The sequence below is a fragment of the Micromonospora citrea genome, assembly GCF_049629545.1.
GTDB classification, from domain to species: Bacteria; Actinomycetota; Actinomycetes; order Mycobacteriales; family Micromonosporaceae; genus Micromonospora; species Micromonospora citrea_A.
Window position 1 is genome coordinate 407940 of record NZ_JBNADX010000001.1, and the last position, 19570, is coordinate 427509.

General features: G+C 75.9%; 20 protein-coding genes. 3 read left to right on the forward strand and 17 right to left on the reverse strand.

The annotated features are described in order from the left end of the window. Window positions 1-62 precede the first annotated feature (62 nt). The 3 genes from ACPFP2_RS01710 to ACPFP2_RS01720 are packed head-to-tail and all read left to right on the forward strand — an operon-like array spanning window position 63 to window position 3201. Window positions 63-1214: a Gfo/Idh/MocA family protein gene (locus ACPFP2_RS01710; protein WP_424085330.1), complete on the forward strand. Its 1152-nt coding sequence runs from the start codon at window positions 63-65 to the stop codon at window positions 1212-1214. Beyond that, the gene (locus tag ACPFP2_RS01715; protein ID WP_424085332.1) at window positions 1211-2362 is read left to right on the forward strand and encodes a dihydrodipicolinate synthase family protein; all 1152 of its coding nucleotides are present in this window, start codon (window positions 1211-1213) and stop codon (window positions 2360-2362) included. Before ACPFP2_RS01710 ends, ACPFP2_RS01715 begins: the two co-directional genes overlap by 4 nt. Next, the gene (locus ACPFP2_RS01720; RefSeq protein ID WP_424085334.1) at window positions 2359-3201 is read left to right on the forward strand and encodes a sugar phosphate isomerase/epimerase family protein; all 843 of its coding nucleotides are present in this window, start codon (window positions 2359-2361) and stop codon (window positions 3199-3201) included. The genes ACPFP2_RS01715 and ACPFP2_RS01720 overlap by 4 nt, the downstream gene beginning before the upstream one ends. A 278-nt stretch (window positions 3202-3479) precedes the next feature. On the opposite strand, the gene ACPFP2_RS01725 is transcribed toward ACPFP2_RS01720, so the two are convergent. The 17 genes from ACPFP2_RS01725 to ACPFP2_RS01805 form a co-directional block, all read right to left on the reverse strand. Further along, complete coding sequence (locus ACPFP2_RS01725; protein WP_424085336.1) at window positions 3480-4235, reverse strand: hypothetical protein; 756 nt, start codon at window positions 4233-4235, stop codon at window positions 3480-3482. Between the two features lie 204 nt (window positions 4236-4439). After that, window positions 4440-4895 (reverse strand): hypothetical protein, encoded by a 456-nt coding sequence (locus ACPFP2_RS01730; RefSeq protein ID WP_424085338.1) that lies wholly within the window; start codon window positions 4893-4895, stop codon window positions 4440-4442. Continuing rightward, window positions 4892-5830: a hypothetical protein gene (locus tag ACPFP2_RS01735; protein ID WP_424085339.1), complete on the reverse strand. Its 939-nt coding sequence runs from the start codon at window positions 5828-5830 to the stop codon at window positions 4892-4894. The genes ACPFP2_RS01730 and ACPFP2_RS01735 overlap by 4 nt, the downstream gene beginning before the upstream one ends. Beyond that, window positions 5827-6495, reverse strand: a complete 669-nt coding sequence (locus tag ACPFP2_RS01740; RefSeq protein WP_424085341.1) for a phage tail protein — start codon at window positions 6493-6495, stop codon at window positions 5827-5829. The genes ACPFP2_RS01735 and ACPFP2_RS01740 overlap by 4 nt, the downstream gene beginning before the upstream one ends. Further along, complete coding sequence (locus tag ACPFP2_RS01745) at window positions 6476-9079, reverse strand: putative baseplate assembly protein (RefSeq protein ID WP_424085343.1); 2604 nt, start codon at window positions 9077-9079, stop codon at window positions 6476-6478. Before ACPFP2_RS01745 ends, ACPFP2_RS01740 begins: the two co-directional genes overlap by 20 nt. Beyond that, window positions 9076-9543: a GPW/gp25 family protein gene (locus ACPFP2_RS01750; RefSeq protein ID WP_424085345.1), complete on the reverse strand. Its 468-nt coding sequence runs from the start codon at window positions 9541-9543 to the stop codon at window positions 9076-9078. Before ACPFP2_RS01750 ends, ACPFP2_RS01745 begins: the two co-directional genes overlap by 4 nt. Further along, window positions 9540-9878 carry a hypothetical protein gene (locus tag ACPFP2_RS01755; protein ID WP_424085347.1) on the reverse strand — a complete coding sequence of 113 codons (339 nt, stop codon included), beginning with the start codon at window positions 9876-9878 and terminating at the stop codon, window positions 9540-9542. Before ACPFP2_RS01755 ends, ACPFP2_RS01750 begins: the two co-directional genes overlap by 4 nt. Beyond that, window positions 9878-11461 carry a phage baseplate assembly protein V gene (locus ACPFP2_RS01760; protein WP_424085348.1) on the reverse strand — a complete coding sequence of 528 codons (1584 nt, stop codon included), beginning with the start codon at window positions 11459-11461 and terminating at the stop codon, window positions 9878-9880. The genes ACPFP2_RS01755 and ACPFP2_RS01760 overlap by 1 nt, the downstream gene beginning before the upstream one ends. Beyond that, window positions 11458-12216, reverse strand: coding sequence for a hypothetical protein (locus tag ACPFP2_RS01765; RefSeq protein WP_424085350.1), 759 nt, complete (start codon window positions 12214-12216; stop codon window positions 11458-11460). Before ACPFP2_RS01765 ends, ACPFP2_RS01760 begins: the two co-directional genes overlap by 4 nt. Further along, window positions 12216-13877, reverse strand: coding sequence for a hypothetical protein (locus ACPFP2_RS01770; RefSeq protein WP_424085352.1), 1662 nt, complete (start codon window positions 13875-13877; stop codon window positions 12216-12218). Before ACPFP2_RS01770 ends, ACPFP2_RS01765 begins: the two co-directional genes overlap by 1 nt. Next, window positions 13852-14334 carry a phage tail protein gene (locus ACPFP2_RS01775; protein ID WP_424085354.1) on the reverse strand — a complete coding sequence of 161 codons (483 nt, stop codon included), beginning with the start codon at window positions 14332-14334 and terminating at the stop codon, window positions 13852-13854. Before ACPFP2_RS01775 ends, ACPFP2_RS01770 begins: the two co-directional genes overlap by 26 nt. Before the next feature lies 1 nt (window position 14335). Then, window positions 14336-15547: a phage tail sheath family protein gene (locus tag ACPFP2_RS01780; RefSeq protein WP_424085356.1), complete on the reverse strand. Its 1212-nt coding sequence runs from the start codon at window positions 15545-15547 to the stop codon at window positions 14336-14338. 23 nt (window positions 15548-15570) lie between these two features. Next, entirely contained in the window at window positions 15571-16269 is a 699-nt protein-coding gene (locus ACPFP2_RS01785; protein ID WP_424085358.1) for a carboxypeptidase regulatory-like domain-containing protein, read from the reverse strand. Further along, the gene (locus ACPFP2_RS01790) at window positions 16266-16874 is read right to left on the reverse strand and encodes a glycine zipper family protein (RefSeq protein WP_424085360.1); all 609 of its coding nucleotides are present in this window, start codon (window positions 16872-16874) and stop codon (window positions 16266-16268) included. The genes ACPFP2_RS01785 and ACPFP2_RS01790 overlap by 4 nt, the downstream gene beginning before the upstream one ends. Window positions 16875-16888: 14 nt before the next feature. Then, entirely contained in the window at window positions 16889-17233 is a 345-nt protein-coding gene (locus tag ACPFP2_RS01795) for a hypothetical protein (RefSeq protein WP_424085362.1), read from the reverse strand. A 109-nt stretch (window positions 17234-17342) separates the two neighbouring features. Beyond that, entirely contained in the window at window positions 17343-18191 is an 849-nt protein-coding gene (locus ACPFP2_RS01800; RefSeq protein ID WP_424085364.1) for an LppM family (lipo)protein, read from the reverse strand. 170 nt (window positions 18192-18361) lie between these two features. After that, the gene (locus tag ACPFP2_RS01805; protein ID WP_424085366.1) at window positions 18362-19522 is read right to left on the reverse strand and encodes an FAD-dependent oxidoreductase; all 1161 of its coding nucleotides are present in this window, start codon (window positions 19520-19522) and stop codon (window positions 18362-18364) included. Between the last annotated feature and the right edge of the window lie 48 nt (window positions 19523-19570).

Here is a 19570-nt window from a genome sequence, read left to right on the forward strand (position 1 = left end):
TCGTTGCCGCCTACGCTGCCAGGAAAGCGCTTACCTGCGTTGTCATTCAGGGAAGGACGACCATGTCCCGAAGGTCGATCGGCATCATCGTCAACGGCGTCACCGGTCGGATGGGATACCGCCAGCACCTGGTCCGGTCGCTGCTGGCCATCCGTGAACAGGGCGGCCTGGCACTGCCCGACGGCACCCGGATCTGGCCGGAGCCGATCCTCGTCGGCCGCGACGAGGGCCGGCTGCGCGCGGTGGCCGAGCGGCACGGGCTCACCGACTGGACCACCGACCTCGCCGCCGCGCTCGCCCGCGACGACGCGGAGATCTACTTCGACGCGCAGGTCACCCAGCAGCGGGAGAAGGCCATCCGGCAGGCGATCGACGCCGGCAAGCACATCTACACCGAGAAGCCCCTCGCCGAGTCCAGCGACGCCGCGATGGAACTGGTGCGGGCCGCCGACGCGGCCGGCATCCGCACCGGCGTCGTGCAGGACAAGCTCTTCCTCCCCGGCCTGCGCAAGCTCAAGCGGCTCATCGACGGCGGCTTCTTCGGCCGGATTCTCTCCGTACGCGGCGAGTTCGGCTACTGGGTCTTCGAGGGCGACTGGCAGCCCGCCCAGCGTCCCTCCTGGAACTACCGGCTCGAGGACGGCGGCGGCATCGTCATGGACATGTTCCCGCACTGGCAGTACGTGCTGGAGGAGCTCTTCGCCCCGGTGCAGGCGGTCACCTGCCTCGCCGCCACCCACGTGCCCGAGCGGGTCGACGAGGCCGGCCGCAGTTACCCGGCCACCGCCGACGACGCCGCGTACGGCATCTTCGAACTCGACGGCGGGATCGTCGCCGCGCTCAACTCGTCCTGGTGCACCCGGGTGCACCGCGACGAACTGGTCGAGTTCCACGTCGACGGCACCGAGGGCAGCGCCGTCGCCGGGCTGCGCCGCTGCCGGGTGCAGCACCGCGCCGTCACCCCCAAGCCGGTCTGGAACCCGGACCTGCCCGCCACCGAGGACTTCCGGGCCCAGTGGACCGAGGTGCCCGACAACGAGGAGTTCGACAACGGCTTCAAGGTGCAGTGGGAGGCGTTCCTGCGACACGTCGTCGCCGGTGCTCCCTTCGGCTGGGACTTCCTCGCCGGGGCGCGCGGCGTGCAGCTCGCCGAGCTGGGGCTGCGCTCGGCCCGCGAGGGGCGCCGCGTCGAGGTGCCGGAGCTGACCCGGTGAGCGCCACCGTCCACCTGCCCGGCGGCGAGGCGTACCGGCTGCGCGGAGGGCGGGGCTTCCCGCGCCCCGCCGGGCCGTCGACCAGCCGGACGGCGTACGCGGCGGCGCACGTCGTCGCCGACCCCGGGGCGGAGAACGTGCCGGGCGCCCCGGCCGCCGTCGACTGGGACCGCACCCTGGCCTTCCGGCACCATCTCTGGTCGTACGGGCTCGGCGTCGCCGAGGCGATGGACACCGCCCAGCGCGGCATGGGCCTGGACCACGCCGCCTGCCGGGAGCTGATCCGGCGCAGCGCCGCCGAGGCCCGCGCCGTCGGCGGGCGCATCGTCGCCGGGGTCGCCACCGACCAGCTCCCACCCGGCCCGACCTCGCTGACCCTGATCGCGGACGCGTACACCGAACAGCTCGCCGCGGTGACCGCCGCCGGGGCCCGGCCGGTGCTGATGTGCAGCCGGCAACTCGCCGCCACCGCCACCGACGCCGACGACTACCTGCGGGTGTACGACCGGCTGCTCACCGCCGCCGACCAGCCCGTCGTCCTGCACTGGCTCGGTGACATGTTCGACCCGGCCCTGGCCGGCTACTGGGGCTCGACCGACCTGGACGAGGCCACCGAGACGGTGCTGCACCTGATCAAGGACCACCAGCGGCGGGTCGACGGGATCAAGGTGTCCCTGCTCGACGCCGAGCGCGAGGTGGACCTGCGGCGGCGGCTGCCCGAGGGGGTACGCCTCTACACCGGCGACGACTTCCACTACCCGGAACTGATCCGCGGGGACGCGCAGGGGCACTCCGACGCGCTGCTCGGCGTCTTCGCCGCCATCGCCCCGGCCGCCGCCACCGCGCTCGCCGCCCTGGACGCCGGCGACCTCGTCACCTACGACGAGGTGTTCGCCCCGACCCTGCCGCTGGCCCGGCACCTGTTCGCCACGCCCACCTGGCACTACAAGACCGGCATCGTCTTCCTCGCCTGGCTGGCCGGCCACCAGGACCACTTCACCATGCTCGCCGGGCAGCAGGCGGGCCGCTCGCCGGCGCACCTGGCCCGGCTGCTGGTCCTCGCCGACGCCGCCGGCCTGCTGCCGGACGCCGACCTGGCCGCCGCCCGGGCCCGGGCGTACTTCACCGTGGCGGGGGTGGCGCAGTGAGCGCCCCCGCCCCGACCACCCGGCTGGTGCCGGCCGCCGGGCTGGAACGCTTCTCGTTCAACCAGGCCACCGCCAAGCGCTGGCCGCTGGACGAGGTCGTCGCCGGCTGTGTCGCGGCCGGCGTGCCCGGCATCGGGCTGTGGCGGGAGCCGGTCGCCGAGTACGGCCTCGACCGCGCCGCCCGGCTGGTCCGCGCCGCCGGACTGACCGTCACCTCGCTGTGTCGCGGCGGCTTCTTCACCACCCCCGGGTGGCGCGACGAGAACCGCCGGGCCATCGAGGAGGCCGCCACACTCGGCACCACCGAACTCGTGCTGGTCTCCGGCGGGCTGGCGCCGGGCAGCCGGGACGTCGACGGCGCACGGCGGGCGGTCGCCGACGCCATCGCCGACCTCGCCCCGGCGGCCGCCGCGGCCGGCGTACGGCTGGCCATCGAGCCACTGCACCCGATGTTCTGCGCCGACCGCTGCGTCGTGGCCACCCTCGGCCAGGCCCTCGACATCGCCGAGCGTTTCGACCCGGAGGTGGTCGGGGTGGTGGTCGACACGTACCACGTCTGGTGGGACGACACCGTCTACGACCAGATCGCCCGGGCCGGGGCCCGGATCGCCGCCTTCCAGGTGGCGGACTGGGTCACCCCGCTGCCCGAGGGGGTGCTGCTCGGCCGGGGCCTGCCCGGGGAGGGCACCGTCGAGCTGCGCCGGCTGCGCGAGGCGGTCGACGCGGCCGGCTACACCGGTCCCGTCGAGGTGGAGGTCTTCCACGCCGGCCTCTGGTCCCGCCCCGGCCCCGACATCCTCGCCGCCACGATCGACAGCTACCTCACCCACGTCCCGTGACCGCGAGCGCTGCCGTCGCCTCGCCTCGTCCCCGCTCGCTTCACCCCCGCCCCGCCCCCGCCCCGCCGCCTCAGCCCGCCTCGCCCCGCCCGGCCTTCGGCCGCGCCCCGCCCGCCTGCGCCCCTGCCCGCCTGCGGGCCAACCAAGATCATGCTCGATCGTGGAAGTAGTGGCATCGGTCGCGCTCCGAGACCACTACTTCCAGGTTCCTGCGTCGGCGTCAGCGCCGGCATCGGGGCCGGGACCGCGGGAGCGGGCGGGCGGGGTGGGGTGGGTGGTCAGCGGGTGGGAAGGGCGGCGGTGACACGGACGGCCTTGACGATCGCGGGGATCGAGCCGACCAGGAGGACCACGGCCCACACCAGGGCGACCACGGCGAAGACCACCGCACCCACGTCGTCGAGGATGCTCGTCACCACGACCGGCGCCAGCCGGTGCAGGAACTCCAGCAGCACGGTGCAGAGCAGAGTGGTCAGCGCCAGCAGGACCAGGCCCTTGTTCTGCAGGAAACGCGGCTGGGCGGCGAGCAGCAGCCCCGCCCAGACCAGCTTGAGCAGCAGCACCAGGCCCAGCAGCAGGCTGGCCTCCCCGACCGGGAAGAACCCCCACAGCGCCAGGTAGGCCAGCGTCCCGAAGGGCGGGGCCAGGAAGAGCGAGACCATCACGGTCAGCTCCACGAAGGCCGTCACCAGCAGCACCAGCGCGGCCAGGATCAGCAGGATCGCGAAGACCAGCGTCGCGACGCCCTGTATCCGGCCCTGGATCCGGTCCGGCAGCACCAGGCTCAGGCAGAACAGCCCGGTCGTCCAGAGGGCCACCACGTCGATCAGCGCCAGGTGGCCGGTGCCCCGCCCGGACGGCTCGCTGACCCGGCCCACCTCACCGACGTCCACGCCCAGGTCGCCGGCACTGGTCCGCAGCGCCCCGCCGGCGTCCCCGCCGCCGGTGAGCAGCGACGCGCCCAGCTCCACCCCGACCACCAGCGCGATCGCCAGCAACGCCAGCAACAGGAACGGTTTGCGCAGCTCACCCATGACGGATCTCCTCCTCGGACGGGCGGGGCGGCGCGGCGTACCCCGACGAGGGTGACCGGCGGCCGGCGGGCCGGGCGGACGCGGCGCCGGGACCACCCGCCCTCGGTCCGCGGGTCGGCACCGGCCTGCCGTCTCGGCGTGGGCCGGTCGTCGGCGCGAGAGCCGCCGTGGGGCGTCCGGCCGCGTCCGGCCCGGCCGGGCGGGTCAGGAGGTGGCGATGGTGACCACGCACGCCGCACCTCCCGGGCAGTTCACGGCGATCTCCGTCGCGTCGTCGACGGCGATCCTGGCCTCCGCCTGCCCGTCGTCGCCCGGTTCCACCTCGTCGCGCACGGTGAGGTCGGCGTCGCCGGGGGCGGGGGCGGTGACGGTGAAGCGGCCGGGGCCGCGCAGCACCAGCGTCCGCAGCCCGCCCGGGTCGGCCACCCGCAGCACGCAGCCGCCGACGACGCGCAGCGTGTCACCCTCCCGGTCGCACTCGGCCCGTACCGTCGCCGGGTCCACCACCGCGCCACCACCGGCCAGCCGGCCCAGCCACCGCACCGCCCCGGTGTCGGCCGGGTCACCCCGGTCGCCGCGCCCGGTGCCGGCCGCCACCGCGAAGAGCGCCACCAGCAGGACGGCCAGCCCCGCCAGGAGCAGCACCCGGCGGCGGCTCATCGCGGGGCCGCCGCCGCACGGACCTCGGTGAACCGGATCCGGTCGACGCCGGCGAAGTAGCGGTCGAAGCCCTGCGTCTTGCCCACCGCGATCAGGGTGAGGGTGTGCCGGCCCTCGTCGAGCCGGATGGTGCCGACGTCGGCCAGGTCACCGGCGACCACGGTGCGGCTGAAGCCGAGGAACGTCCCACCGACCTGCGCCCCGTCGATCTGCCAGATGGTGTTGGCGTAGTCGAACGAGGTGGTGCGCGCGGCGGAGAACCGCCAGGCAGCCGAGACCGGCAGGTCGACGGTCATCGTCACCTGATCGCCCTGGGCCAGCCCCAGGAAGAAGAGCTGCTGGTTCTCCGACCAGGTCACGCCGCAGCAGTTCGCCTGCGTCACCACCCGTACCGCGGTGCCGGTGGGCGACTGCACGGTCGCCGTCGGCACCAGGCTCTCCGCCTCCAGCGTGATCACCCGCGGCTCGCCGGGCGGCGGCGCAGGGACGTCCTCCGGGCGGGTCACCAACCAGCCGACCACCGCGCCGACCAGCACCACCAGCGCCACCGCCGCGGCGATCCACGGCCAGGGCGCCCGCCGGGGCGGGGCGACGGCCCGGACCTCGTACGTCACCCGGTTGCTGGGGCGGGAACTCTCCTCCGGCGCGGTGTTGGCCGAGTACGCGAAGCCGGTCATGTCGTACCGGCGGGGCGCGGTGCCCGGCGGCACGGCGAGGCGGACCAGGAAGGAGACCGACCCCTGCCCGGGCACCACCCGCTGCGGCTCGGCGACGGTGAACCAGGACCGCTGGCTGCCCTCGCCCGGGGCGATGTCGAAGACCACGGTGTCCGGGGCGGCGCCCGGGTTGGTGACGGTGAAGGTCAGTTCGCCGCGGTTGCCGGCGTCGAGGTTGAACTGCTCGGCGGCGGCGACGACGGCCCATTCGGTGGTCATGACGGCTCCTCTGCGGACGGTGCGGGCGGTACGTGACGGGGGACGGCGGCCCGGCCGACAGCCGGCCCGGTGGGCACGGCCGGCGCGGTGGGTACGGCCGGCTCGTCGGGCACGGCCGGCGGGGCGGACGGCCCGCCCGAGGGTGGGTCGGCGGGTACGTCGCCGAGCGGCAGCACCTCGACGGTCACCGCGGCCGGCTTCTCCGCCTCGACGATCCGGGTGACCGCGGCGAGCAGGCCGGCGGCGGCCGGCGGCACCCGGACGACCAGGTGGAACGGCCGGTCGGCCGGCTCGTCCAGCACGAACCCGGTCACGCCGGTGGCCAACTCCAGCGCGGTGCGCATCCCGTACGGGGTGCCGCGCCAGCGGGCCAGGTGCGCGCCGTGCGCCACCAGGTCCCGCAGCCGCCCCACCGGCAGCGGCAGCGGCGCGTCCGGGCGGGGCGGGGCGAGCACGTGGTCCATCGCCACCCACCGGGTCAGGTACGCCACCAACCCGTCGGGCGTCCGGTACGCGGCGAAGAGCGCGTCGACGTCGGCGAGCACCGCCTCGTCGGGGGCGTGCAGCGCCTCCATCACCTCCAGCAGCGCGGCCAGCACGCTGCCGTCGACGGCGGCCCGCTGGTACGCCGCGGGCAGCAGCCGCTCAATCGCCGCTCGGCGCATCCTGCCGCACCACCTCGATGTCGTGCTCGCCGGAGCAGAGCAGCCAGGTGTCGGGAACGGTCACCACGTCGGCGGTGGCCTGGTTGGCGCCGGCCGTCCAGTCGACGGCGTCGCCGCTGCGGTACACCCCGCGCTCGCCGCCGGCCAGGATCAGCCGTTGCGGGCCGACGGTGGCGGCGATCGCGTCCACCGGCACGAAGCGGGACCGGTCCCGCAGCGGCAGTCCGCAGTTGACCATCACCGGCTGCCACTGCGGCTGCGGGGCGAGGGTGTCCAGCCGGAGCACCCCACCGGACTGCGTGGCGGCCACCGCCAGGGCGCCGACGAAGGCGACGTCCCGGCAGGTGCCGCCGATCCAGCCGGCCTGCACCTGCTGCCACTGCACGTCGGACTCGAACAGCCGGGTGCGGTGGCAGCCCTGCCCGGGCTTCTTCGGGTCCGGTTCGCCAGCGCCGGCCCAGAGCAGGGTGGCCGGCCCGTCGTACTGCACGGCGAGCACCCGGTTGTCCACGTTGGCCAGGCCGACGTGGGCGAAGGTGCCGGGGCGGCCGGCGGCGGTGGAGAGGTACACCCCGAATCCGGCCTGCGCGGCGACCGCCACGCCCGGCGCGCCCCGCTCGGAGACGAACGACCGGACGGCGTAGAACCCGCGGTCGGCGTCGGCGGGGTCGACCAGGATCTGCAACGGCACCGAGCCGGGCAGCAGGGACACCTCGTACAGGCCGGTGTCGGTGGCGAGCAGCAGCGCCCCGGCGCCGTCCCGGTCGATCCAGGCGACGTCGCCGATCCGGGAGCCGAGGTCGGTCAGCAGCGACCAGGTCTCGCCGAGGTCGGTGCTCAGGTGCACCCGGGAGCCGCCGCCGTCGGCCAGCGTCACGCACGCCACCGAGCCGGGGCGGGGCACGACGCCGGGGCGTACCGGGGCGGGGGCCGGGGCCACCCGGACCACGGTCTCGCCCGGGAACCGGCCGGCCGGCTCCCAGCCCGCCCCGGCGTCGGTGGAGCGGAACAGCACCTCGCCCCGCCCGGCGTACCAGGTCCGCGCCTGGTACTGGTCGACGGCCAGCGCGCGGACCGCCGCGTCGGGCGCCTCGTCCACCACGAACCGGACCGACTCGACGTAGCGCACGCCCGGCTCGGCGTGCTCCAGCAGCCGGTACACGTTCGAGGCGCGCAGCGGCTCGCCGAACGCCCAGCCGGCCGGGTTGACCGACGTCGGCAGCGGGCTCAGCGTCTGGTGCAGCCGGTCGTGGATGCGCCGGCGCACCGCCTCGACGTCCTCCTCCCGGCGCACCACGACCCGGGCCCGCACGGAGACCGCCTTGTAGCGCGCCCAGCCGGCCCGGCAGGTGGTGCCGAGGGCCCGCCGACGGTCCAGGTCCGCCTCGACCCGGCGACGGGCCTCCTCGACCTCGTGCGCGCGCAGCACCGACACCGGCAGCCGTCCACCCGGGCGGGCCTGCTCCGGCACGTACGGCACCAGCACCACCTCGACCTCCCCGGGCCGGGCGAAGCTGTAGACGGCGGCCCGGGTGAAGGCCCGCGCCCGCGCCACCGGGCCGGCGGAGACGGCCAGGATCTCGAAGTCCCGCGCGGTCACCGCCCGCTGCTGGGCGAAGAACTCGTACGGGCCCCGGACCAGCGCCGAGTCCAGCGTCTCCACGTCCCGCCCACCGCCGGCCGGCTCCGGGTTCGTCACGCGTAACCCGGGCAGCGGGTCGCGCAGGCCGGTCAGCGTGCCGGCGGCGACGTTGCCGGCACGTCCGCCACCGGCCCGGTACCAGAGCCGGACCTGCGCCCCGGCCGGCGGCACCGCCGCCACGGTGACCAGGTCCCCGCCGACCGGCCCGGGGGCGTCGGCCGCCGGGCGCAGGTCCAGCGCGGGAGCGAAGGTGACCACCCCGGAGCAGCGGTCCACCAGGTAGACCTTGGCCTGGGCGCCGACCCCGGCGAAGCTGTCCACCGGCCGCCAGATCTCGTAGCTGCGCCCGTCGTGCTCGCGGGCCGCCGCGCCGAGCTCCACCGACCCGGTCGGCACCTCCACCCCGAGCAGCAGGTCCAACGGCTCGGCGGTACGGGCCAGCGGCGCCCGCGCCGCCCGCAGCACCTGCCCCGGCTGCCCGGTGCCGGTGCCGAGCAGCTCCGCCTCCACCGGCTCGCAGTGGTGCATCCGGACGATCACCTCGGCCTGCCCGGCGGGCAGCACCGCCGGCTCGGTGGTGACGAAGACGACCGGTCTCGGGTCGGCGCCCCGGGCCGCGGCCACCCGGGTGCCGGCCGGGATCCGCACCGCGCCGCCGTCGGCGCCGGTCCGGCTGAACCGCACGTCCGCCCAGGCCGCGCTGGGCGCGTGCCGGCTCACCCCGAGCAGGTTGAGGAACTGCACGTACGCCTTCTCCGGCAGCTGGTTCAGCCGGTAGATCATCACCTCGGTCAGGTGCGCGAACGCCTCGACCAGGGCGATGCCCGGATCGTGCGCGGAGAGGTCGGTCCAGGCCGGGCAGGACTGTCGGATCCGCTCCCTGGCCTCGGTGACAAGGTCGAGGAAGGTGCGATCGTCCAGGTGCGGCACGGGCAGCGTCATGACGGCTCCCTCTCGGCGGGCGCGGTGCCGGGCGGGCCGGCCGGCGGATCGTCGGCGGTGTCGGGGTGCAGGTCGACGGAGAGGACGAGCTGGCCGGGGGAGAGGCTGGCCCGCACCCGGTAGTCCAGCCGGATCACCAGCCGCCACTCCTCGTCCGGGTCCGGCCCGGCGTCGACGTCGAGCACCTCGACCCGGGGCTCCCACCGCCGGATCGCCTGCCGGACGTAGTGGATGGCCAGCCCGGCGGTGGTGTCGTCGTTCGGCGCGAAGACCAGCCGGTGCAGCCGGGACCCGTACCCCGGACGCATCAGCCGCTCGCCGGGCGTGGTGGACAGCAGCAGGTACAACGCCTGGCGTACCGTCTCGTCGCCCTCGGTCATGGCGAGCCCGCCGGCCGCGGTCAACGCCAGGCCACCGGTGCGGCCGGCGTCGAAGCCGGCCCCGACGAACCGGAACGCCCTCATCGGTCCGCCTCCACCAGGGTCTGCCGCGCATCGCGGACGGTGTGGTGGACCAGGCCCGGCGGGGTGCCGTCGGTGAGCCCGTCCAGGTGCGACAGCACGATCCGGCGCCCGTCGACGCGCAGCCAGTCGCTGTAGCCGACCCGTACCGGCAGGGTCTTCGCGCACGGTTTGACCGTCGGCCCGTAGTTGGGGCAGGCCACGATGCTGCGCCCCTCCGGGTCGTCGTCGACCAGCACCGGCACGCCGGTGACGGTCACCCAGTGCTGCGAGGCCCGGTTGGTCACCCGTCCGTCGTGGTCGCAGGTGATCACGGATTGCAGATGCAGCCAGCGCATCAGCCACCTCCCGAGGCGTCGCGGGCGAGCGCGCCGGCCCGGTCCCGGGCGGTGTCCGGGTCCTCAGCGGCGTCGGCGTGCAGGAAGTCGACGCTGCGTGCCCGTACGACCATCGCCCGCCCGGGGGCGGAGAGCACCAGGTCGGTGGCGGCGTGCAGGGTGGTCAGCTCCGGGGTCAGCTCCAGGAAGCTGCCGGCCTCGGTGGCCAGTCGCAGGGAGCGCGCCGCGTCGTCGACCACGATGCTCTGTCCGCCGGCGGTCCGTACCGACCAGCGCCGGGACCGCCCCTCGGTGATCCCGGCGTCGTACGGCTCGACGGCGCCGAAGAGCGAGCCGAGCACGATGCCGGAGGCCGGCTCGCCACCGGGCAGCGCCACCAGCACCGTGTCGCCCGGGTCGGGCAGCGCGACGATCCCCTTGTCCCGTCCCGCGCCGGGGCAGAGCACGGCGAGCCAGCCGGCGTCCAGGTCCCCGTACCCGGGCAGGGTGAGGCGGACCCGGCCGAGCCGGTCGGGGTCGTCGACGTCGGTGACGGCGCCGAGGGTCACCACCGCGCCGGGTGTCGACGCGGGGGCCGGGGCGGGCGGCGGAGCGGTGGTGAAGCGGGTCAGGTGGCCGTCGCCGTCGACGGTGTGCACCACCTCGGTCAGCACGTACACCCCGGCCAGGTCCTCGGCGACCCCGGCCAGGGCGATCCGGCGGCCGGGCAGCAGCGCCGGGTCACCCTCGGCGACCCCCTCGGCGGTGACCAGCGCGGCCACCCGGGCGTCCAGGCCGGCCTGGGCCAGGGCGGCCAGTTCGTCGTCGCTGCGGCCGGGCTGGTCGACGGCGGTGCGCACCCCGTCCGCGCCGACGTCGGCCGGGTCCGGGTCCAGGGGGACGCGCCGGCCGGTGCGGGCGGTGTCGACGCGCTGGCTGATCGGCTCGGCCCGCTGCGGGTGCCAGCCCAGCGCCGCGCTGCCGCCGGCGGCCCGGTCCAGGTTGGCCGCGACCCGCACCGAGTGCAGGCCGCGGCCGAGGGTCAGCGGCACCGGCTCGCCGTGCCCGTCCAGGGTGACCAGGCGCAGCAGGTCGGGCGCGGCGGCCAGGCGCAGCCCGGCCCGGCCGGCGACCTCCAGCAGCAGGTCGAGGTCGCTGTGCCGGTGCTGCAGCAGCCGGTCCAGGCGTGGCCCGTCGGTCTCGGCGTCGACGTCGAGGCCGACCTCGGCGCAGAGGTCGCGGGCCAGGTCGGCGGCGGTCACCGACTCGAACACCCGTAACTGCTGCCGCTTGCGCAGCCGGTGCAGCCGGTCGTACCCGCGCAGCCGCAGCAGGGCGGCGCCGTCCGGGGCGTACTCGACCTCGACGCAGGTGACCTCGCCGGTGAAGAGCGGACGGTCGTCGAGCCGGACCGCCAGCGCCGCCCCGGTGGGCACCACCGCGCCGCCGCCGAGGTCGAGGGCGTCCGGGCCGGCATGCGCGGCGTACGTGACCTCGCACTGGGTGGGCTGGTCCAGCCGGGCGGCGACCCGCACCTCGCGCAGCCGGCGGGCGGCGGCGTCCAGCGGCACGCCGTCGAGCAGCACCGTCGGCCACGGGCTCACGGCTGACCACCTCCCGGCGTCGGGCCGTCGGCCGGGGGCGCGGCGGCGAGCGGCGGCACGGCCAGCGCGGTGCCGGCCGGCACGGCGAGCGGGTCGGTGATCCGGTTGTGCTCGGCGAGCAGCCGCCAGCGCAGCGGCGAGCCGAGCGCGTCGTGGGCGAGCAGGTCGAAGCGGACCCCGGAGTGGCCCGGCGTCGCCGAGCCGTCCCCGGTGGCGACCACCGCCGAGCCGGGCGCCGCGGTGGGGGTGCTCGCCGCGGCCAGTTCGTCGGCGAAGCCCTCCCGCGCCTCGTCGGCGGACTCCGCCACCCGGACCAGCTTCAGCCGCAGCCAGGACCGGCGGGGCGAGCCGGTGAGGCCGAACGCGTCGAAGCGTTCCGCGATCGCCACGATCACCCCGGGCACGTTCCAGGTCTTGCCCCAGACCAGCCGGACCAGCGGCGGGCGCAGCCAGCCGTGCTCGGTGGCCGAGTTCTCCGCGAGCATCCACAGCGGACGGGTGAGGGCGCGGACGTCCTCCGGGCGGGTCGGCCCTTCCACCAGGTCGGTGTCGAAGAGCAGGTCCAGCACCAGTTCGGTGCGGCCGCCGCCGGTGAAGACCAGCGGATCGTCGGCCAGGCCGGCGCCGGTGAGTTGGGCGTCGGCGACGCCACGCGGGCGTACCCCGGCCAGCCGGGTCACCTGGACGGTCTCCGGGTTCAGCAGGCAGTCGACCCGCAGCCCCGAGGAGTCCTCCAGGAAGGCCACCCGCTCCATCAGGCGCCCCGCTGTTCCCGGTCGAGCCGACGCCACCGCGCGCCGCGCGCGTCGACGTCCGCCGCCGGCCGCCGGTCCCGGTCGTCCGGCAGCGCCGGCCACGGGTCGTCGCCACACCACCGGGCCGTCGTGGTCGTCCCCGCCGGGGATACGACCACCGCGCCCCGCCCCGGCCCGGGCGGCTCGTCCGGCAGCGCCGGCCACGGGTCCCCGGGGTGCGCCCGCCATCCGTCCGGGGCGTCGTCGGCGTGCTGGCTTCCGTGGGGTGGGCGAGCCGGGCCGGACCGGCCGGCGGGCGGCACCGTGCCGGCCGGGAGCGGATCGCCCTCCGGCCGCCAGGCGGTGCGGGCCGCGCCGACGTGGAGGCCGTCGGGGACGGGCGGGACGCCGTCGGGGCCGGTGGCGCGGGGGAGGAGCGCTTCGCCGCTGGTGGGGTCGTCCCTTTGCGACTCCCGTCCGTTCCTGGCCGCCCGCCCGGGGTCGCTGCCCGGGAACGGGGGCCGCCCGGGACCCGTCGGCGGTGGGAACCGCTCGGCATCGGTGGCCCGGCCCGGGGCGTGTCCGAGGGCCGGGGACGGGACGTACCCGGTTCCGAAAGGGGCGGCGGGGGAGAACCCGGGGTGCCCGGTCCCGGCGCCGTCGGGATGGCCCGGGGCGGGCCGTTCGGCGAACCGGACACCGCCGAGGGAGACGTCGCCGGGGAGCGGGGCGGCGGAGCCGTCGGCCCCACCCGCCGAGCCGTGCGGTGCTTGGCTGCCCCGGCGTCCTCCGGAAGGGACAGTGTCCGGACCTTCGGGCCGGGACCCGAGCGGGTGTGCCGGCGTCGCGTCGTGCGGTCCACCCGGCAGCCCGGGCGCGACGGTGTCCACCGGGCCGGGGCGGGCGCGCAGCAGCGGGAGCGCACGCGACGCCGCCCCGGCGTCCCGTCCGGTGCCGGGCCGAGCCGGGCGGCCGGGCGCGCTGGCGGCGACGGGCGGCAGCCAGCCCGGTGGGGGCACCGCCGGGCGGAGGCGGGCGGGGATCCCTGCCGGCGCCTGGCCGACGCCACCCGATCCGGTCGACGACGCGGACCCGGGCGGCCACGACCCGGCCGGTGGGCCGGGCCAGACCTCGGATGCCAGGTCTCCTCGGTCCTCGCCGTCGCCGGAGGCGGTGGTGCGGCCGGACGCGACGAACCGCCGGAGTGCCCGACCACCCTCCACCGTGGACCTGCCGGCCGGGTCGAGGCCGGCGCGCGGGGCGGCGACAGGGGCGTCGCCGGGCGTACCGGACCGGTCGGGGCGGTGGCCGTGCCGTCGTGGTGCGGCCGTAGCGGCGAGGCCGGTACCGGGCCGGTGGGCGGCGGGGGTCGTCCGACCGGCGGTCGGGTGCGGCTCGGGCGCGTAACCCGTGGCGGTGGGCTGTCCGCGTACCCCGGAGGGAGCCGGACCGGCGGACCGGCCGGCGGCGTCGGGCGGCAGGTCGAGGTCGCGCAGCAGGCCCGGGGCGTGCTCCGCGACCAGCCGCAGCCAGTGCTCCGGAGGCTGGCCGGGGCGGCGCGGCGGGACGTCGACCGGCGGGTCGACGTCCGGACCGGACCCGGCGGCCCAGCGCTCGGCCGCGTCGGCGGCGTCCCGCAGCCGGCGGGCGAGCCAGCTACGCGGTGCGGGGCGCGGCGGCACTGCCCGCCTCCAGCTCCAGACCCTCGTACGCCAGGGTCAACGCCTCGATGGCGATCTCCTGCGAGAGGGTGTGCAGGTGGGCGCCGCGCCACCGCATCGGCCACGCGTTGATCATGTTCCAGCGCAGCACCTCGGTGGTGCCGGCGGCGTCCAGCAGCACCACCGAGACGTTGCGCCGGCTCACCGCGCCCCGGGCGGCGGTCTGCACCCAGTCCCACAGCTCGCGCGACGAGGTCAGGCCGAAGTGCAGGGTCACCGGGGCGTAGTCCACCTGGCCGGGGATCGCCCGGATCCGGTCGTTGCCGGCCTCCCGGTAGGCCCGCCGGCCGATCGTCACCTCCAGCCCGCTGACCTCGGTGAAGTGGCCGTTGGTGACGCCGTTGACGAGCAGCTTGAAGTTGTAGGCCCGGTACGGGTCGACCGGTGCGCCCGGCTGCGGTGTGGCAGGGGTGGTCATCTCAGCCTCCGATCGTCTCGGTCTCGGCGCCGCCGGCCCACTGGCTCAGCTTGAACACCACGAACTCGGCGGGCTTGACCACCGCGATGCCGATGTGCGCCACCACCATCCCGGCGTCGCGGACGTCGGCGGGGTTGGTCTCCTCGTCGCACTTGACGAAGAACGCCTCCTCCGGCGTACGGCCCAGCAGCGCGCCGTCGCGCCACACCCGGGTGAGGAACGCGCCGATGTCCCGGCGGATCGAGCGCCACAGCGAGAAGTCGTTCGGCTCGAACACCATCCACCGGGTGCCGTTGGCGATCGCCTGCTCGATGGAGATGGAGAGCCGCCGGACGTTGAGGTACCGCCACTCGCTGGCCTCGGCGGCGAGCGTACGGGCGCCCCACACCCGGATGCCCTCGCCGGCGAAGTAGCGGATCACGTTGACGCCCTTCGGGTTGAGCACGTCGTGCTCGGGGCGGGTGACGAGGTAGTCCAGGTCGACCGCGCCGCGTACCGGCTCGTTGGCGGGGGCCTTGTGCACCCCGCGCAGGGCGTCGGTGCGGGCCCAGATGCCGGCCATGTGCCCGCTCGGCGGGGTGGCCACCAGCTCGCCGCTGATCGGGTCGCGTACCCGCAGCCAGGGGAAGTAGAACGCGCCGAAGTCCGACTGCCGGGGCCGGTACGCCTGCGGCGTCTGGTCGTCGTCCGGCTTGCCGGCGCTGCCGGCGGGTTTGCCGTCGCGGGCGGTGGCGACCCGGGTCAGCGCGGAGACGTCGTCGACGCCGGGTGGCGGATCGCAGATGGCGACCATGGTGCGCAGCCGCTCGGCGGTGGAGAGCAGCGCCTCGTGCGAGAGCGGGTCGTGGAAGCCGGGCGCGGCGAGGATGGCGACCTCGTCGACCGCCTCCAGCAGTTGCAGGCCGGTACGCCGCTGGCCGGAGCCGGTGAGCTGGCCGCCCTCGCCGACGTTGACCACCCAGCAGCGGGTGCCGCCGTTGTCCAGGAAGCCGAAGACCGCGCGGGCCAGCGGCGTGCTCTCCGGACGCTCGCCGGAGGCGTAGAGCCGCAGGAACTCCGACCAGCTGTTGACCGGCATCGCCCGGTCCACGTGCGCGGCGCGGTCCGGTGCGACCCCGACGAACGCGGCGGTGCTGGTGCCGATCGGCCCGATCGGGTGGGCGCCGCCCGGCACCTCCTCGACGTAGATGCCGGGCGAGAAGTAGTGGGGCATCGTTCCTCCTGGTGCTGCTCGGGTCAGCGGGCCGGCGGTGCGCAGACGATGACGAGGTCGGTGTCGGCCGGGTCCACCTCGGCGGTGAGGGTGTGACCGCGCCCGACCAGGCGCAGACGGACCGGCCGGCCGGGCTGCTCCGGGTCGTGCGGCACGCCGTCGAGCCGGAACCGGCCGGCGGCGTCGGTGTGCGTCGCGTGCGGAGTGCCGGCCAGTTCGACCCGCATGGCGGCCAGCGGCTGTTCCTGCGGGCCGACCAGCCGGCCGTCCAGGTGGCGCATCGCCACCTGCCGCAGCCGCAGCGGACGCAGCACCGGCGGGGCGACGGGCGTCGGCCGGGCCACCTGCGCCGGCACGTCGATCAGCAGCGCCGGCCGGGGCGGCACCCCGAACGCGCGCCACAGCCCCGGGTCGCCGGCCTCCAGCACCACCTCCGGCTCGCCTGCGGTGACGGCGGCGGCGAGCACCCGGTCCAGCCGGGGCAGTGCCGCCGGCCCGGCCGCCGCGAGCAGGTGCCGGACGTGGAACCGGTACGCCTGGCGGCCGCCGGTGCCGTGGGTCTGCCGGGCGGGCCGCAGCTCCAGCGGCCACACGGTCAGCCCGTCGGCGGCTCCGCCGTCGGTGGGCGGGCCGACCGGGACGGCCACGCCGGCCGCCCCGGCCAGCCACGCCGCCAGGTCGGCGGTGGCCGCCTCGATCGGTCCACGCCCGTCGTCGGTCATCGCGGCGGCGTCCCCTGGATCCGGTACGCGATGGCCTCGTTCCAGACGTGCGGGTAGACGCCGATCTCGAAGTACCGGGTGAAGCGGTTGATCGGCGCGTTGGTGTGGTCGTGCCAGAGCAGCCAGACCGGGGCGATGGTGAACAGGACGTAGTTCAGCGCCACCAGCGGCAGGTAGAGCGGGCCGAGCAGCCGGCCCTGGAGGATGTGCACGTCCTCGTGGCGCTGGATGCCGGGGCTGGAGCCGGCGCAGACCGTGCCGATCGTGGTGGCGTACCGCGGGGAGACGCCCTCGACGACGTTGACCCGGCAGCTGTGCTGCGAGACGGTCCGGTCCAGCCGGTGGCCGAAGACCAGGTGCGCCGCGAGGAAGAGCGCGCCGGCGGCGGTGTTCGGCAGGCTCCAGGTGTGGTCGACGACGAAGAGCGCGACGCCGCGGGCGTCCGGGCCGTACACCCCGGCCGAGGCGACCGCCCAGCCGAACGGGGCGCCGACGAGGAGCCCGACGACTCCGCCGATCACACTGCCGAGGACCCCGCCGGCGAGGCCGCCGAGCAGGGCGCCGAGGACGACGTGGACGGCGGCGCTGACGAATCCGAAGATCATGGGACTCACCTCTCTCAGACCCACGAGCGGATGAATCGGGGCTCGCGGCCCTGCGCGAGCTGGGTGGGCGACGCCTGCGTCGCCTGTCGGTTGCCCGGCGGCAGCTGGTTGGCGCCGAGGGCGGCGGAGAAGATGACCAGCCCGTTGAAGAACGCGATGATCCACTTCTCGGCGCCGGCGTCGGTGGCGAACGCCGCGGTGGCGTAGGAGAGCGCGAGGGCGACGCCCAGCGCGATCCACTTGCGGGCCTTGTCTCCGTTGGGGCCGATCAGCCCGCCGACGACGTTGGCGGTCAGCAGGGTGGCGGCGCTGGCGCCGGTGAGGCTGCCGAGAGCGGCCCAGGTGAAGAGATCGTTCACGGCGATCTCCCTTCGGACGGTGCGGTGGAGCGGGTGGGGTGGTGGGGAGGTGCGACGGCCGGCGGGCGGACGTCCGGGTGACGGTGGTGGGTGGTCGGACCGGAGCCGGTCAGACCGGGTGCTCCGCCGCCGAGGCGGCGGCAGTGTCCGTCGGGGCCGACGGGGTCGGGACGGCACCGCCCCGGCGGCGCCGCAGCAGCACGACGACGCCCGCGCCGGCCAGCAGCAGCACGACCGCGCCGATGCCGACCACGAGCCACCCGACGGAGTCGTCGTCGGCGTCGCGGGCCGTGCCGCCCGGCCCGGTGGCGGCCGGTGTGGCCGGGAGCGGCGCCTCGGCGACGGCCCGCAGTTCGGTCGGCTTGTCGCGGCTCGGCCCGACCTTCCAGGTGACCGACCGACCGGTCACCGCGCCGTTGGAATCGATCACCCGACCGGGAAAGGTCACGGAAATCTCGAACGACGCCGACTGGAGGAACAGGGCCTGGTTGCGCGGATCCTCCTCGGCCACCTTTCCGCCGTATTTCCGCGGATCGAGCGAGAGGTGGAACCGGAGGAGATCGCCGTCGCGCACCAGATTCAGGCTGTCGCTGCGGAAATCCGCCAGCGGGGTGCGCCGATAATTGATCAGAGAACCGTAGTGGGTCGCGTTCTCGTAGACGCTCTCCTCGCCGGGCGGCAGGGAGGGCATGTTCTTCCGTAGCTCGGCGAAGCCGACCTGGACGGTCCTGTTCCTGGTGGTCGGCCACACTATCCTGTCCCTGCTGGTCAGCCACTTTTTCTCGGCGATCAGGAGGAGTTGGCCGTCGACCGTGTCGTCGGCGTTGACGGTGAGCCCGACGTGCAGTTGCATGCAACCGGCGAGGGTGGCCGCCAGCGCGAGACACACCGCGACGCGGAATGCCCTGCCGCGTGTGAGTCCCGTATTCATGCCAGCAGTGTGTGTGATCGGCGTCACCGCGCGCAGTCAATGATCGGTCACATCGCTGTCGCCGATCTTACCGGCGTGATCTCCCTTTCGGTGGAGCCGGAAAAGCGCGCGTGGTCGATAATCTGAGGGGTTGGGTCGGCGTACAATTCTCCCGTAGGCCCCGGGCGCGTTTTCGCGGACGGGTGGACCTGTCGCGGTCAGCGGCGCGGCGGGTGCCAGTCGGCGTACCGGGCGGCCTGGCGCAGCGCCATCGCCGACGGGGTCAGCCGGACCAGGGTGTCGCGGAGCGCGACCGCGACCGGGTGGCGCAGCTGCTGCCCGTACCGGCCGACGCGGGCCGAGGCGCGGGCGAGCGCCTGGGTGCGCGGGCGGCGTTGCCGGTCGTACCGGGCGAGGGCGGCGTCCAGGTGGGCCGGCCCGCCGGCGCAGGCCGCGCCGAGGGTCACCGCGTCCTCGATCGCCTGGGCGGCCCCCTGCCCGAGGTACGGGGTCATCGCGTGCGCCGCGTCGCCGAGCAGCGCCACCCGGCCGTGCACGTAGGACGGCAGCGGGGTGGCCAGGTGGTACAGGTCGTGGCGCAGCACCTGCTCCGGCGCGGTGGCGGCGAGCAGCGCGGGGATCGGGTCGTGCCAGTCGCCGAAGCGCTCCCGCGCGGCGGCCAGCTCGTCCGGGGCCCGCCCGCCGGGCGGGGCGGTGACCGCGCCGTACCAGTAGACGCGGTCCCGGCCGAGCGGCACCATGCCGAACTCCGCACCCGAGCCCCAGCTCACCGCGGTCGGCAGCGGGTCGGCCCACGCGATCGCCGCCCGCCAGGCCGTCGCCCCGGCGTACACCGGCGCAGGGGCGTCCGGCCAGAGCTGGGACCGTACCGTCGAGCGCAGGCCGTCCGCGCCGACGACCAGGTCGGCGGTGAGCGTGACCGGCTCCCCCTGCCGGCGGTGGCGCACCCGGGCGCCGTGCGGGCCGGTCGTCACGTCCCGCACCTCGGCGTCGGTGTGCAGCGCGGCCGACGGCACGGCGTCGCGCAGGATGCCGTGCAGGTCGGCGCGGTGGATGCCGACCATGGTGGTGCCGAGCTGCCCGGTCATCCGGGCGGCCTCGACCCGGGACAGCCAGCGTCCGGTGCGGGTACGCAGCCCGCCCGAGCCGTCGACGCGGCCGTGCGCGCGGACCGCCGGCCCGACGCCGAGCGCGTCCAGCCCGCGCAGCGCGTTCTCCATCAGGGTCAGCCCGGCGCCCACCTCGCCCAGCTCGGGCGCGCGTTCCAGCACGGTGACCCGCCAGCCCGACCGGTGCAGGGCGAGTGCGGCGGCCAGGCCGCCGATGCCAGCGCCGACAACCACCGCGTGTCCGTCCATCCCGACCACCCTTCTACAGCTGTAGAAGGTCATACTACAGCTGTAGAA